The following is a 14,642-nucleotide window of genomic DNA, read 5'->3' as shown; positions in this document are numbered from 1 at the left end:
ACGAAATCGTATCGACTCTTGGTCGATCTCGACAGGATCGTCGTGCCCCGCTCGGGCGGTCATCCTGTGCTCAGACGGCGATCCACTCGGTGCGGACCGTCACGGCGTCCAGCGCAGCCTGGTCCGGGGTGACACCGATCCCCGGGCCCGTCGGAACCGTGAGCGTGCCGTCTTCGACGACGAACGGCTCGGTGATGTCGCGGGAGTAGTAGCGGCCCGAACCCGAGGTGTCACCGGGGAGCGTGAAGCCCGGCAGCGCCGCGAGAGCGACGTTCGCCGCACGGCCGATCCCGGTCTCGAGCATCCCGCCGCACCACACCGGGATGTCGTTGGCCACGCACACGTCGTGGATGCGACGCGCTTCGAGGTATCCGCCGACGCGGCCGGGCTTGATGTTCACGATCGAGCACGCGCCGAGGGCGATCGCATCCGCCGCCGCGCGGGCCGACACGATCGACTCGTCGAGGCACACCGGAGTCGTGATGGCCCGGGCGAGCTGCGCGTGGCCGAGCAGATCCTCCTCGTCGAGGGGCTGTTCGATCAGGAGCAGGTCGAACGGGTCGAGCTTGGCAAGATGCCGGGCGTCGCCGCGGTGGTACGCGGTGTTCGCGTCGACCTGCAGCAGCACGTCGTCGCCGAAGCGCTCCCGCACCGCGCGCACGGGGTCGATGTCCCATCCCGGTTCGATCTTCAGCTTGATGCGCACGTACCCCTCGTCGAGGTATCCGCCGACGGCGTCGAGCAACTCGGGAATGGAGTCCATGATGCCGACCGAGACACCGCAGTCGACCCGGTCGCGCACGGCACCGAGCTCGCGGGAGAGCGGCACTCCGGCCGCGCGCAGCTGCGCATCGAGGATCGCCAGCTCGACCGCGGCCTTCGACATGCGGTGCCCCTTGAACTTCGCCAGCGCCGGCGCGACGCCACCCGCGTCCAGATCCTTCACCTGCGCGAGCGCCGGAAGCAGGAATCGCGTGATCACATCCACGCTCGCCTCCACGTACTCGGAGGAGTACAACGGGTCGTTCATCGCGACCCCTCGCCCCAGCCCTCCGCCTCGTCGGTGACCGCGCGGACCAGCAGCGCCTCGCGCACGGTCTGCACCCCGAACGACGTCCGGAACGGCGACACCAGGGGCATCTCGATCACGCGCAGCTCGAATCCGGTGAGCTTCATCCCTGTTCTCCTCTGTCGATGGTGTAGGCGCCGGAGCGGTCGAACGCGAGCACGCGCCCTCCACCTTCCAGCGATGATCCGAGCGTCTCCCGCAGCGCCAGACGCCACGCGGTCGCGCGGGCGGGTTCGGTCAGACGCAGGGTCTCGATGTCGCGCGGCAACGCCACGCGCACCAGGCGCGCGTCGGTGCGATGACGGAGCGGCCCGAGGTCCTCGCCCACGCTGAGCAGGGGCTCGACGCGCGCGAATCCGTCGGCGGATCCGTCGGTCAATCCCTCGTCGGGTCGGTCGGCGGAGACGGCGGGATCGCCGTGGCAGGCGGCCACGACCCGGGGGTCGCGCACATACCAGGTCACCAGCATCCGATCGGTGTCGTCCGCGCCGTTGAGGGCGTCGGCCATGTGTCCGTAGAAGTTGCGGTGATACGACGTCGGGCTCGCCGCGAGCTTCACGAGGTTGAAATGCGCGTTCCGGCTGATGAGCGGATCGAACGTCCAGGAGATCTCGTCCAGCCCCTCGTCGAGCGCCCATGCCCGCTGATGCACCTTGAGGGCGAAGCCGACGCTGCGGCCCCGCATGCGCGAGGAGACACCGGCGATGTGGCTGTGCAGGGCGCGCTGGCCGGGGGCGGCGAAGAACCCGAAGCACGCTCCCACCAGCTCGTCGTGCTCGAAGGCACCGCCCACGTAGCTGCCGGCCTTCGACAGCGCCCGCAGGGTCTCGACGTTGACGGGAGAGGCCTCGCCCTGCTTCGTCCAGATGCTCTGGAACAGCTCGGCGACCCGGGCGAAGTCGTCGACCTCCGAAAGCAGGCGGATATCCACTCCCGCTCTCCTGGCGGCGGCGCTCGCGGCATCGGCCGCCTCCTCCGGCGAAGCGCGGAACGCGGCGGCATCCGTCATGCTCATGCCCTTCCTCCGGCCCGTGCATCCCGATCGAGCGGTGTCTCCCGCTCGGCCAGGACGGTGGCGATCAGCTCCCGCAGCAGCAGGGTGCGTTCGGGGATCATCGCGATCACCACGTGCTCGTCATCGGCGTGCGCGCCACCGCCGACGGCACCGAGGCCGTCGAGCGTCGGCACGCCGAGCGCTGCGGTGAAGTTGCCGTCCGAGGCCCCGCCGACCGCGACGCCCTGGAACGGAGTGAGTCCGGTGCGCGCGGCGATCGCGACCGCCTGCGCGAACAGGTGCGCCGACGACTCCGGCTCCAGCGGACGTCGGTTCGCACCGCCCTCGATACGGACGGACGCACCCGGAATCGTCGGAGGGAGGTCGCGGAGCGCCGCATCCACCCTGTCCTGCTCCGCCACTGTGCGCCCCCGTACGTCGACCGCGAACTCCGCCGCGGCCGGCACCGTGTTCGTGGTGCTGCCGGCGCGCACGAGCGTAGGGGTCACACTGGTCCCCGCCGCGCGGTCGCCGAGGTCGGCGATCGCGAGCAGCAGATGCGCGGCCTCGATGGCGGCGTTCACCCCGCGCTCCGGTTCCAGCCCGGCGTGAGCCGCCCGGCCGGTGACGTGCACCCGGTAGAGCGAGACGCCCTTGCGTGCGATCTTCACGGCGCCGCCCTCGGCCGCGGCCTCCAGCACGAAAGCCGCGGCACAGCCGAGCGCCTCCTCCTCGATCAGTGCGCGTGAGCTCGGCGAACCGAGTTCCTCGTCACCCGTGATCAGGATGCTGACGCCGGTGCGGTCGGGCAGCGCCGCCACGGCGTGCAATGCCATCACCACGCCGGTCTTCATGTCGAAGCATCCCGGCCCCCGCAGCACGCCGTCGTCGAGGCGGAACGGAAGTCTCCGCAGCGAGCCGAGCGGCCAGACCGTGTCGTGATGACCGAGGACCAGCACCACCGGTTCGCCGAACCGCCATCGCAGATGCGTGCGCCCTTCGATCACGATGCGCTCGGGGGCCACGCCCAGCAGCCGCTCGCCGAGGGATGCGACGACATCGGCGCTGCGGGAGACGGCGTCGAGGTCGTCGGAGGGGGACTCGCAGGAGACGAGGGTCTCGATGTCGGCCAGGACCCGGTCGAGGTCCACGTCCGCCTGCACGCTCATCACGACACCTTCGGCGCCGCGCGGACGCCGTGGTGCAGGTAGCGCTCGCCGGTGGGCAGGGAGTAGAAGACCACGGCATGCCACCCCTGCTCGCCCTCCGGCCGCATCACGAACTCGCCGTGACGCACCGGGACCAGCGGGTGCTCCTGCACCGGGTCGGGGAGCAGCGCGGCGAGGGGGCCGTTGAGCGTGGTGCGCATGCGGAGACCTTCGTCACCGCGGAAGATCTCGGTGCGGACCCCGGAGCGGTCGTAGATGCCCTCGAACTCGGAGAAGTCGTCGGCGAACGGCTCCTCCGGAGGGGTGAGGCCCGCCGGCACGTGCACATCCGCGAGCTCGGAGAAGATCTCGTCGAACAGCTCGGCATACAGGTCATGCGTGTTGCCGCCGTTGGTGAGCATCGTCACCGCGAGCTGCTCGTCCGGCAGGATGCGCAGGAACGCGGCTTGGCCGATGGTGTTCCCGTCGTGACCGTAGAGTCGGCGCCCGTCCCAGTCGAACAGGATCCACCCCACGCCCCAGGCATCGCCGAGCGAGTACGGATCGGGCATGTCGACCTCCCGCTGCTGCATCCGTCGCACGCTCTCCTCCGACAGCACCCGCGTGCCGTCGGCGGCGAGTCCTCCCGTGAGGTGCATGCGGGCGAAGGCGAGCACATCGGCGGTGGTGGAGTTGACGAGACCCGCAGGTCCCATCGCGCGCGGGAGCATCCAGGCGGGGGCGAGGGTCGGTCCGTCATCACCCACTTCGGTGTGGCCGCTGGCGGCACGGAACATGATGGCCTCTTCGGGGAGCGTGCAGGAGTGCGTGAGACCGAGGGGCGTCATCAACAGGTCGCGCATCGCCTGGTCCCAGCTGGTACCCGTGATCTTCTCGATCACCCGACCGGCCAGCACGAATCCGGAGTTGCAGTACGACATCGTGGCACCGAGCGGGTGGTTCTGCGCGATGCCGTCGAGCAGCGCGACGTACTTCTCCAGGGTGTCGTCTCCGCGGCCGGTATCGGTGAACACGTCGCCGTCGATCCCGCTCGTGTGGTTGAGCAGGTGACGCATCGTCACGGTGCGGGTGACCTCGGGATCCGACGAGGCGAACTCCGGGACGTACTCCACGATCGGGGTGTCGAGGTCGAGCCTGCCCTCGTCGACGAGCTTCATCACCACCGAGGTGGTCCACACCTTGCTCATCGAGCCGATCTGGAACACCGAGTCGTCGGTGGTCTCGATCCCCGTGCGCACGTTGAGTATGCCGTGGTGCGCATACACGGGCTCTTCCCCGAGACGGAGGATGCCGAGGGTCGCCCCGGGAACCTTGTGCGCCTCGGCCAGGGCGCTCAGTCGCTGCTGCCAATGCCGGGCGTCGAGTCGTGCGCGCACCGGCTTCCCCGCTGGCGGGGCGTACTGCTCCACCCAATCGATCACCCGCTGCGAGAAGTCGGCGCGGTGCGACGGCGGCCCGGAGAGCACGAAGAGGTGCGAGCCACCGGGGTAGAGCACGAGACGGGTCGGCACCCCGCGCTCGCGCAGCGCCGTGAACCACTGCTCCGCCTGACCCACCGGGCAGCGGTCGTCGGCTGCGCCGTGCAGGATCAGCGTCGGCGTCTTCACCTGATCGACCCGCGTGAACGGCGACTGCGCGGAGATGCGCTCCTCGTCGCGCCACGGCAGACCGCCGTTCTCCTTGGAGGAGAGGTAGTGGCCGAAGTCCGACGTGCCGCCCATCGAGAACAGGTCGGTGACGACGCCACCGGCGACAGCGGCGGCGAAGCGGTCATCGCGCGAGGTGAGGAAGCACGTCATGAAGCCGCCGTAGCTGTAGCCCGTGACGGCGAGGCGCGCCGGATCCGCGACGCCTTCCGCCACGAGAGCGTCGATCGGCTCCAGGAAGTCGTTCGCGTCGTTGACTCCCCAGCCGCCGGATACCGCCGAGAAGAACGCGTCGCCGTAGCCGTCGCTTCCTCGGGGGTTGAGGGTCAGGACCGCCCAGCCGCGTCGCGTGAGCACCTGGTGATAAGGGTGGGCGATGTCCGCTGCCCCGTTCCAGGCGTTGTGCGGCCCGCCGTGGATGTCGAGCAGGAGCGGGAGCGGGCCAGCGGCGTCGGGGTCGCGGCGCAGCCAGCCGGTGACGACCGTACCGTCGGAGATCGTGAATCGGCGCTCCTCCGCGGGCACGAGCTCGAACTCGGGAGTGCCGTAGTCGGTGAGGGTGCGCGCCGTGCCGTCGGAGAGGTCCAGGAGCGCGACATCGCCGAACGACTCCGGTGTGGCGAGCACGATCGCGGCGGACGATCCTGCGACCGACAGCCCCGAGACGTTCGCGGTGCCGTTCACGAGAGGCGCGGCACCGGAGCCGTCCTGCGCGACCCGGTACACGTGCGAGTAGCCGTTGTCGCGAAGGCAGAACACGATGTCGCCGTCCTCCGTGAACTGCGGCATGCCGCCGGGGTAGCCCGGACCACCGGGCATCACGTTGCGGTCGAGGCCGGCGGTGAGGTTCCGCGGGTCTCCGCCGTCGACGGGGAACAGCAGCAGGTCCGCGTTGCCGACCTCGGTGTCGGTGCGTCCGGCCGCGAGCACGTGGCGACCGTCGGGGGTCCAGCCCACCGCCGTCGCCTGCACGTCGGCGGCGCTGACCTGCACCGGGGGGCTGTTCGGGGCGGTGGATGAGCACACGAGCACGGGGATCCGCATCGTCAGGTCCGCATCGTCCTCGACGCTCGCGGAGTAGGCGATGCGGGTGCCGTCCGGCGACCAGAAGGGCTCGGAGGCGTGCGAGCGTCCACGCGTGAGCACGGTGATCTTCCCGGAGGCGACGTCGAGCACGTGCAGCTGCTGCACGAGCGTGCCGAGGGTTCCGGCGCCATCCGCCTTGTAGCCGAGACGGTCGGTGCCGGTGGGAGCCGAACGACGGGCCAGGATGGTGTCCTTGCCCTCTCCGGGGAGGGCCGCGCTGTCGACCGGGGCGGTGAAGGCGATGCGTGCACCATCCGGACTCCAGGCCGCGGCGCCGGCGCCGAGAGGGAGAGCGGTCAGGCTGCGGGCCTCGCCGCCGCCTGCAGGGAGGACCCAGAGCTGCGCGGGGCCGTCCTGCGCGCGCAGGAACGCCAGCTGCGAGCCGTCCGGGCTCCATACCGGCGTCGAGTCCGCCGTCGCGTAGGTCAGCGCGGAGGGGGTTCCGCCCGCGGCCGGAACCTGCCACAGCGCCCGTGCGTCGCGGTCGCCGTCGCGGTCGGTGGTCCGCAGCACGAAGGCGATGCGGGTGCCGTCCGGAGACAGCGCGGGCTGCTCGGGCGTGCGGACGGAGAGCAGGTCGTCGACGGTGACGCGGTTCATGAGAGCTCCAATCGATGGTCAGTCCACTGTGTCCGCTGAGAGCGGGGACCGTGTTGTGGTCGCGGCCGAAACCAGGGGGATGCTTTGGGAGGTGGGCACAGTCCCGAGCGCGGCGTCGGCAGGCGTCCCCGCGAAATGACAGGCAGCGCCCGCCGTGCCCGTGGGCAGCGGAGGCTCCGCGATGACGCAGATCTGACGGTCGGGTCGTGCGGCCGGGCCGATCGGACACCGCGGGTGGAAGCGGCATCCGCTGGGCGGCGCGTGCGGATCGGCCGGCTCGACATCGATCGGTGCGAGCGGATCGACCGCGAGCAGGTTCCCGTGCCGGGTGGGCGCCGCCTGCAGCAGATCCCGTGTGTACGGGTGCTGCGGGTCGGCGAGCACCTGCTCGGTGGGCCCGAACTCGACGATGCGCCCGAGGTACATCACCGCGATGTGGTCGCTCAGGTAGCGCACGACAGACAGATTGTGCGAGATGAACAGCATCGTGAGGTCGAGCTCGCCACGCAGCTCCCGCACGAGGTTGAGCACGGAGCCCTGCACCGACACGTCGAGTGCTGAGGTGATCTCGTCGGCGATCACGACCTCGGGCCGGGCGGCGAGCGCCCTGGCCAGGGCGATGCGCTGACGCTGTCCGCCCGACAGCGCGGCCGGGAGCGACTGCGCGCGGTCGGCGTCGAGGCTCACGAGGTCGAGCAGACGGGCGACCTCGGTGCGCCGGGCGTTCGCACCGCGGATGTCACGCGGCAGCGCCTCGGCGATCGACTCGCCGATCGTCATGCGCGGATCGAGTGAGGAGAACGGATCCTGGAACACCATCTGGATCGGGCGACGACGACGGAAGGTCCGCACGTCCACGCCGTCGAGCGTGATGGTCCCCTCGCTGATCGGGGCCAGCCCGATCGCCGCGCGGGCCAGGGTCGACTTTCCGGATCCCGACTCGCCGACGAGTCCGACGACGGATCCGGATGGGACCACGAGCGAGACGTCGTCGACGGCGGTGAGGCCGGAACGATGCGTGCCGTAGCGCACGCTGACCTGATCGAAACGCAGCTCGCTCATCGCAGGACCGTCTCTTCCTCTTCTGCGGTCGTCTCGTCGGCGACCGTCGCGATCGCCACCGGGACCGGGGCCTCGCCGTCCACCGGGTGCCAGCATGCGACGCGGTGTCCATCGGCATCCGCCACCAGCTCGGGATCGCTCTCGCGGCAGAGATCGGTCGCGAGAGGACAGCGGGCGGCGAACGCGCAGCCGACCGGGAACGCCCCGGGAGCCGGGGGACGGCCGGGGATCATCTTGAGCGGCTCGCTGCGGTCGGCGTCGAGCTCGGGAACGACCTCGAGCAGGGCTCGCGTGTACGGGTGCCGGGCGTCGGTGTGCAGCGTGGCCGCAGGCAGGTCCTCGACGATGCGGCCCGCGTACATGACCAGCACGCGGTCGCAGGTCTGGGCGACCACGGCGATGTCGTGGCTGATCAGCAGGATGGCCGCATCGGTGTCGCGGCGGACGCCCGCCAACAGCTGGAGCACCTGCCGCTGCACGGTCACGTCGAGCGCTGTCGTCGGCTCGTCCGCGATGATCAGACGCGGGTGGTTCATGAGTCCCATGGCGATCATGGCGCGCTGCCGCATGCCGCCGGAGAACTCGTGGGGGTACTGGTGGGCGCGTCGGGTGGCCGCGGGCACCCGGACCGACTGCAGGCGTTCGATCGCCCGATCCATGGCCTGCTTCCGGGTGATGTCCTGGTGCTCGGAGGCGGCCTCGGCGAGCTGCGATCCGATGCGCCTGGTCGGATTGAACGAGGTCATCGGGTCCTGGAACACCATCGAGAGCGAGGTGCCGAGCAGGCTCCGCACCGCGCGGTCCGATGTGGTCATCAACGGCGTGCCGCAGAAGTCGAGGCGGGCGGCGGCGACATGACCCGGGCGTTCGATGAGGCGGGCGGCCGCGAGCGCGGTGAGGCTCTTGCCCGAGCCGGATTCGCCGACGACACCGATCGCCTCACCGCGCGAGATCGTGAACGAGACGCCGCGCACCGGGGTGACCCAGCCGGCCGGCGTCGGGAAGGAGACGCGCAGGTCGTCGACGAGGAGCACCACTTCTTCACCGTCGACCTGCGCGGGCTGGGCGGCGCCGGGCGTGCTCGCGCCGGGGAGCGCGACGGCGGGGAGACGGTGCCGGCGCCTGGCGGATCGTCCGCCGAGGGCTGCGGCCGCGGTCTCGCCCAGGAGATTGAACGCGAGTCCCGCGATGACGACCGCCACGGCGGGGCCGAGGGCGGCCGCCGGGTTCAGGTAGATGCGGTTCAGGCCCTCGCCGAGCAGTCGGCCCCAGTCGTATTCGGGCACCTGCACGCCGAGGCCGAGGAACGACAGCCCGGCGAAGGCGAGCAGCGCCGAGCCGGCCGCCACTGTCGCGTTCACGATGAGCGGTTCGCCGATGTTCGGCAGGACGTGGCGGATCAGGATGCGGAAGCGCGAGACGCCGGCGACCTGGGCGGCGGAGATGAAGTCGCGGCCCGCGATCGCGGCCGACAGGGTCTGCGTGAGTCGGGCGAACTGCGGAGCCATCGCGAATCCGATCGCAAGCACGGCGCCCGTGGAGCCGACGCCGAAGATGACCGCGAAGAACAGGGCGAGCAGGAGGCCGGGAAAGGCGACCGCGATGTTGACGAACCCGACGATCGGGCGTCCGAGCCACCGGGGGAGCACCGACGGCGCCGTGCCGAGGAGGGTGCCCGCGACCACCCCGATGATCACGGCGATCACCGCGAGCACCACGGAGAGCCGGGTCGCGACCAGGACACGGGCGAGCAGGTCGCGTCCGAGGGTGTCGGTGCCCAGCAGATGCTCGGCGCTGGGGCCCTGGGTGATGGCGGCCGGATTCACCTGCTCGGCCTGCGCACCCCAGATGATCGGGGCGAAGATCGCGCCGAGGGTGACGAGGAGCATCAGGCTGAGAGCCGTGATCCCGAGGGGTGAACGGACGATGCCCGACCAGGCGGTGCGTGCCGACATCATGCCTCCCTGATGGTGGAGCGAGGATCGAGGAGCGCGAGGATCACGTCGATCACGAGGTTCACGACGAGCACCCCGACCCCGTAGACGAGCACGATGCCCTGCACGACGGAGTAATCCTTGCTGAGGATCGATTGCACGATCATGGTGCCCAGGCCCGGCCAGGCGAAGACGTTCTCCACGAGCACGGTGCCGGCGACCATGCCGGTCAGGAGCAGGCCGGTGAGGGTGAGGGTCGCGGTCATGGCGTTCGGCAGCGCGTGGCGCGAGTAGATGCGGTGCGGGGCCAGACGTTTCGCCCGTGCGGTGCGGATGAAGTCTTGACCGAGCACCGAGAGCACCTCGACCCGGATGATGCGGGAGAACACGGCGATCGGTCCGACCGCGAGCGCCACCACGGGCAGCACGAGCGAGAACGGCGCGGTGTTGCCCGCCACCGGGAACCAACCCAGCGACACCGCGAAGACGTAGACGAGACCGACGGCGAGCAGGAACTCGGGAATCGCGGCCAGGATGACCGATCCGGTCGCGAAGGCGAGTTCGAGGCCACGTCGCCGCCCGCCGCGGGTGGCGACGGCCATCGTCACCCCGAGGGGGACCGAGACCAGGAGCACGAGCACGACAGCGAGCACGGCGAGCTGCAGCGTGGCGGGGAGCCGGGTGGCGATGATCTCGGAGACCGGCTGACTGGTGATCATCGAGGAGCCCATGTCGCCCGTGAACAGGCCCCCGATGTAGCGGAAGTACTGCACGATGAGCGGCTGGTCGAGGCCGAGCGCCGCGCGTCGGGCCTCGACCAGCTCGGCCGGGGCGTTCAGCCCGAGGGCAGCGCGCACCGGGTCGCCCGGCACGAGGTGGATCATGAGGAAGGCAGCCGTGACCAGCACCCACACCGAGAGCACGAACTGCCCTCCGCGCCGGACCAGGAAGGACACCCACGGGTTGTCCGACCGTGCGGATCTGATCAGTATCGCCTGCGTGGCGGTGGTGCTGGCCATCGGCTGTCTCCGGTCTTCGGTCTACTCGTACATGCGGATCGACGTGGGGTCGATGCCGTCGCCCTCGGTGAACGTCGATTTGGTCGCGAAGGTCGAGCGGTTGATGTTCGCGTACGGCACGACGCTGGTCGTCGCGTACAGGGCCTGTTCCGCGGCGCCCCAGTCGTCGCATCCTTCGCTGCCGGCCTTGGCGGATGCCGCGGTGACGGCGTCGGTGTACTCCGGGTTGTCGATGGAGGCGAAGTTGGTGCCGTTGGGCGGTGTCGGACCGGAGTAGAACGGCACGAGCATGCTGGGCAGCGAGACCGTGAGCGGTGCGGCCGAGATGTCCCAGTCGCCGGTGGAGAACAGGGTCTCGCTCAGCGTCGGGGAGTCCACGGCGGCGACGGTGATGTCGACTCCGAGATCCTTCCACGCGGCCTGGGCGAGCTCCGCCGACGCGTTGCCGGCGTCGCCGAGCTGCGAGGAGTAGATCATGCGCAGCGTCAGCGTCTCGCCGTCCTTGGTGCGCACCCCGTCGCTGCCGGCCTTCCAGCCGGCGCTGTCGAGGGCGGCGGCGGCGGCCTTCGCATCGAACTCCGGCATGAAGCCCGTGAGCACGTCGGCGCGGCAGGGGTTCGGCGACACGGTCACGAGACCCGTCGGAACGGTGCCGGCGCCGCTGCCGAGCACCTGGCGCATCTGGTCGAGGTCGAGGGCTTCGATCAGCGCTTCGCGCACGGCCTGATCGGCCGTGGGGCGTCCCTCTGCCTGATTGAAGATGAACTGCCCCGCCGGGGTCGGGATCTCGGTGTGGAACAGGCCCGCGTCCTTCAGGCGCTGGTTGTCGGGGCCGATCACGAGAGCGGCGTTGACCTCACCGGAGAGCAGCAGGTTGGTGGCGGTCGTCTCGTTCGGGACCACCCGGAACACCACCGCGTCGGGGAGACCCTTCTGCTTCGGGTCCCAGTCGTCGGGTCCCCAGGTGAAGTCGTCGCGGCGGGTCAGCGTGTACTGGCTGTTCGGCACGACCTCGGTCATGGTGAACATCCCGGTCGCGCCGGCGCCCTTCGCGAGCGCATCCGGGTCGTCGATCACCGAGCCGCAGACGATGGAGATGCTCCCGATGTTCTCGATCAGGAACGAGTCCGGTCGTCCGCTGGTGACCGTCACGGTGCCGGTGGCGTCGTCACCCACGGCACTGGTGCCCGGCTGCACCTGCAGCCCGACCAGAGGAGAGCCGTTGGCGGGGTCGCCGATGTGGGTGATGTTCGCGGCCACATCGGTCGCCGTCAGCGGGGTGCCGTCTTCACAGGTGATGCCGTCGCGCAGCGTGAAGGTCGCCGTGGTCGTGTCCGCCTCCCAGGAGTCGGCGAGGCCTGAGGCGATGCTGCCGTCCTCCAGCACTTCCACGAGCCGTGCGTAGAGGAAACGGTCGATGGATCGCGCCACCGACATCACGGTGACGAACGGATCGAGACTGCCCGGATCAGTGGAGATCACCGAGGTGAAGGTCTTGCCGTCGGCGAGCACGCCGTCGGCGCCGTCGCCTCCGCTCGGTGGGGCGCCTGCGGCGCAGGATGTCAGGGCGAGCGCCGCAGCGCCGAGCAGCGCGATCAGCGGGGTACGAGAACGCATCAGAAGCCTCCAGCAGTGTTCGGGATGGTGCAGATGGGTCGTGCAGGGGGAGTGCGGTGGTGCAGGGGGAGTGCGGATCAGACGGTCTGTGTGCGCAGGGCCTCGACGGCGGCGAAGGCGGCACGGCCGATCGAGGCGTCGACGAGCGGCTGCCGGTCGGCGAGCGAGGCGGCCCGGGTGAACACGGCCACCGCGTACCGACGGCCGTCGGGATAGGTCACGACGCCGGCCTCGTTGCGCCAGGTGGGCAGCGTGCCGGTCTTCGCGGCGATGCGCACCTCGCCGGGGAATCCGGCGGTCAGCCGATGCGGCCAGATCTGCAGCGCCATGATGTCGCGCGCCTGACGGCAGGCCTCGGCCGGGGCTGCGGTGTCGGTCCACAGGGCGTTCAGCAGTGTGGTGACATCCCGCGGCGTGGAGTGCGAGGTCCGCAGCGGCTGCACGGCGTCGAGCGCGAGGATCTGCTCTGCGGTCGCGCCGGTGAACAGCTCGTCCAGGTGGCTGTCCGGGGTACCGCCGAGGTCGGCGATCACCGAGGCGAACAGGTCCTCGCAGCATCCGATGAGTCGGGTGTCCGCCAACCCCAGGTCGGCGATGACCCGGTCCATCGCCTCGGTTCCGAGGCGGTGGTAGATCACGTCGGTGGCCGCGTTGTCGCTCATCGACATCATGTTCAGCGCCAGGTCGCGCCAACTGGCCTCGACGTCGTCCGCGAAGCCGGCGGTGCCCACGCCGCCGATCCGGTAGCGCGCCGTCACGGTCGTGCGGGCCGCCGGGTCGAGCTCGCCCGCGGCGACCGCCCGCACGTAGGCGGTGAGCACCAGGATCTTGAAGACCGAGGCGAGCACCACCGGATCGTCGGCGCCGACGGTCACCTCGGGACCGTCGGCCACGCCGATCTCCCGCGCGTGCAGGAAGCCCGTGGCTCCCGCGCCGGCGAAGATCTCGGCGATCTGCGCCGACGTCTCGGATGCCGGGGTCGTCGTGATGGTCACGCGTCCACCCGGCGATCGGCGCGTCCGGTGTGCAGGTACAGCGCGCGGCCGCTGCCGTCGTCGCCGACGAACGCATGCGGCATGTGCATGCCGTTCTGCGGTTCGCGAGGGAGCAGGGTGTCGCCGGCCCAGCCGACGAGCTCCACCGGTTCGGGAGCCGGACCCAGCTCGGCGAAGATGCCCTTCATGGTGCGCTCCAGCCAGATGCGACCCTGGTCGTCGACGCGCACCGTCGAGTCGGAGACCGACGACGAGTAGGTGCCCAGCACCCGTTCGAGGTCGATCGGCACCGGTGACTCCGGAACCGAGGGGAGCGTGGGTACGGTGACCCCGGCGAGAGCCGCCAGCACCTTCGATGTGATCGCGTGATAGGCGTCGACCGTGCGCCCGCCGTTCGTGAGCACGGCCACCGCGACCCCCGCGCCAGGGACCATCCGCAGGAACGCGTTCTGTCCGATCGTGCCGCCGTCGTGCCCGATCACGGGTCCGCCGTCCCAGTCGAAGATCTCCCAGCCGAGGCCCCAGGCATCGCCCATCAGGCCGAGCTCCGGCAGATCGACCTGTCGCTCCTGCATCGCTCGCACGCTCTGCTCCGAGAGCAGCCGCGTGCCGTCGGCGGAGACCCCGCCGTCGAGGTGCATGCGGGCGTAGGTCACGAGGTCGCGTGCCGTCATGGCGAGCATCGATCCGGCCGGGGCGTTCGAGCGCACCAGGCTCCACACCGGCGCGGGGACCGGCTCATCGCCGCTCTCGGCGGGGATGTGCCCGAGCGCTGCACGGAACATGATCGCCTCGGCGGCCGTCGTGGCCACGTGCGTGAGGCCCAGCGGGGCGGCGAGATGCGTGCGCAGCGCCTGGTCGTACGACGTGCCGCGCAGCACCTCGACGATGCGGCCGAGCACCACGAATGCGGCGTTGTTGTACGAGAAGCGCTCGCCGGGGGCGAAGAGCTGCGGAGCGTCGGCGATCGTCGCGAGATACTTCTCGACCGCGTCATCGCCGACACCCGTGTCGTTGAAGAGGTCGCCCTCGAACCCGCTCACGTGGCTCAGCAGCTGGCGGGGGGTGATCGCGCTCGCCGCCGCGTCATCGCCGATCGCGAACGCGGGCACGGTGTCGCGCACCGGGGCATCGAGGTCGAGCAGACCCTCGTCGACGAGCTGCATGATGAGCGTCGCGGTCCACGTCTTCGTGATCGAGCCGATCTGGAAGACCGAGTCCTCGTCGGCTTCGACGCCGGTGTTGCGGTTGAGGATCCCGGCTGCGGTGGTGAAGATCTCGCCACCGGCCAGGATCGCGACGGATGCCGCGGGGATGTGCGCGTCGGCCAGCATCGTGGGAAGGTTCTCCCGCACCCAGCTGCCGATTTCGTTCAGGTCGGACACGTGCGCTCCTCTTCGTCGAGTGGGGCCGTCGTCTTCGGGCGACGGCGATGGGGCCGAGACTATTCG

9 protein-coding genes and 1 pseudogene are annotated in these 14,642 nt (G+C 70.4%); all 10 read right to left on the bottom strand.

Annotation, left to right across the window (positions count from 1 at the left end; genetic code table 11):
* Positions 1-70: 70 nt before the first annotated feature.
* The 10 genes and pseudogenes from menC to MST3598_RS12485 all read right to left on the bottom strand — a co-directional run bounded on the left by menC (position 71) and on the right by MST3598_RS12485 (position 14,576).
* Positions 71-1,176 (bottom strand): annotated as a pseudogene (gene menC / locus MST3598_RS12530) (o-succinylbenzoate synthase).
* Positions 1,173-2,084, bottom strand: a complete 912-nt coding sequence (locus MST3598_RS12525) for a GNAT family N-acetyltransferase (RefSeq protein WP_197020531.1) — start codon at positions 2,082-2,084, stop codon at positions 1,173-1,175. Before MST3598_RS12525 ends, menC begins: the two are co-directional and overlap by 4 nt.
* On the bottom strand, positions 2,081-3,232 hold the full coding sequence (locus MST3598_RS12520) for a M20 family metallopeptidase (protein ID WP_051671102.1): 1,152 nt from the start codon (positions 3,230-3,232) through the stop codon (positions 2,081-2,083). Before MST3598_RS12520 ends, MST3598_RS12525 begins: the two co-directional genes overlap by 4 nt.
* Entirely contained in the window at positions 3,232-6,564 is a 3,333-nt protein-coding gene (locus tag MST3598_RS12515; RefSeq protein ID WP_029259621.1) for a serine hydrolase, read from the bottom strand. Before MST3598_RS12515 ends, MST3598_RS12520 begins: the two co-directional genes overlap by 1 nt.
* Before the next feature lie 18 nt (positions 6,565-6,582).
* A complete protein-coding gene (locus MST3598_RS12510) occupies positions 6,583-7,626 on the bottom strand; it encodes an ABC transporter ATP-binding protein (RefSeq protein ID WP_081860137.1) in 1,044 nt (347 codons plus the stop codon).
* On the bottom strand, positions 7,623-9,581 hold the full coding sequence (locus MST3598_RS12505; protein WP_197024851.1) for a dipeptide/oligopeptide/nickel ABC transporter permease/ATP-binding protein: 1,959 nt from the start codon (positions 9,579-9,581) through the stop codon (positions 7,623-7,625). The genes MST3598_RS12510 and MST3598_RS12505 overlap by 4 nt, the downstream gene beginning before the upstream one ends.
* A complete protein-coding gene (locus tag MST3598_RS12500; protein ID WP_051668055.1) occupies positions 9,581-10,579 on the bottom strand; it encodes an ABC transporter permease in 999 nt (332 codons plus the stop codon). Before MST3598_RS12500 ends, MST3598_RS12505 begins: the two co-directional genes overlap by 1 nt.
* A gap of 21 nt (positions 10,580-10,600) precedes the next feature.
* On the bottom strand, positions 10,601-12,196 hold the full coding sequence (locus tag MST3598_RS12495; RefSeq protein ID WP_029259625.1) for an ABC transporter substrate-binding protein: 1,596 nt from the start codon (positions 12,194-12,196) through the stop codon (positions 10,601-10,603).
* Positions 12,197-12,273: 77 nt separating this feature from the next.
* On the bottom strand, positions 12,274-13,191 hold the full coding sequence (locus tag MST3598_RS12490; protein ID WP_231494460.1) for a serine hydrolase: 918 nt from the start codon (positions 13,189-13,191) through the stop codon (positions 12,274-12,276).
* Complete coding sequence (locus MST3598_RS12485) at positions 13,188-14,576, bottom strand: serine hydrolase domain-containing protein (RefSeq protein ID WP_029259627.1); 1,389 nt, start codon at positions 14,574-14,576, stop codon at positions 13,188-13,190. The genes MST3598_RS12490 and MST3598_RS12485 overlap by 4 nt, the downstream gene beginning before the upstream one ends.
* Positions 14,577-14,642 lie beyond the last annotated feature (66 nt).

Origin of the sequence: Microbacterium sp. TPU 3598, from assembly GCF_002356155.1 — a bacterium.
GTDB classification, from domain to species: domain Bacteria; phylum Actinomycetota; class Actinomycetes; order Actinomycetales; family Microbacteriaceae; genus Microbacterium; species Microbacterium maritypicum_A.
Note: the sequence above shows the minus strand (reverse complement) of the source record. Positions and strands in the feature narration are given on the sequence as shown.

Excerpts from the sequence above, each read along its gene's own strand:
- MST3598_RS12525 (WP_197020531.1), bottom strand. The coding sequence starts at position 2,084 with ATGAGCATGACGGATGCCGCCGCGTTCCGCGCTTCGCCGGAGGAGGCG.
- MST3598_RS12520 (WP_051671102.1), bottom strand. The coding sequence starts at position 3,232 with ATGAGCGTGCAGGCGGACGTGGACCTCGACCGGGTCCTGGCCGACATC.
- MST3598_RS12515 (WP_029259621.1), bottom strand. The coding sequence starts at position 6,564 with ATGAACCGCGTCACCGTCGACGACCTGCTCTCCGTCCGCACGCCCGAG.
- MST3598_RS12510 (WP_081860137.1), bottom strand. The coding sequence starts at position 7,626 with ATGAGCGAGCTGCGTTTCGATCAGGTCAGCGTGCGCTACGGCACGCAT.
- MST3598_RS12505 (WP_197024851.1), bottom strand. The coding sequence starts at position 9,581 with ATGTCGGCACGCACCGCCTGGTCGGGCATCGTCCGTTCACCCCTCGGG.
- MST3598_RS12500 (WP_051668055.1), bottom strand. The coding sequence starts at position 10,579 with ATGGCCAGCACCACCGCCACGCAGGCGATACTGATCAGATCCGCACGG.
- MST3598_RS12495 (WP_029259625.1), bottom strand. The coding sequence starts at position 12,196 with ATGCGTTCTCGTACCCCGCTGATCGCGCTGCTCGGCGCTGCGGCGCTC.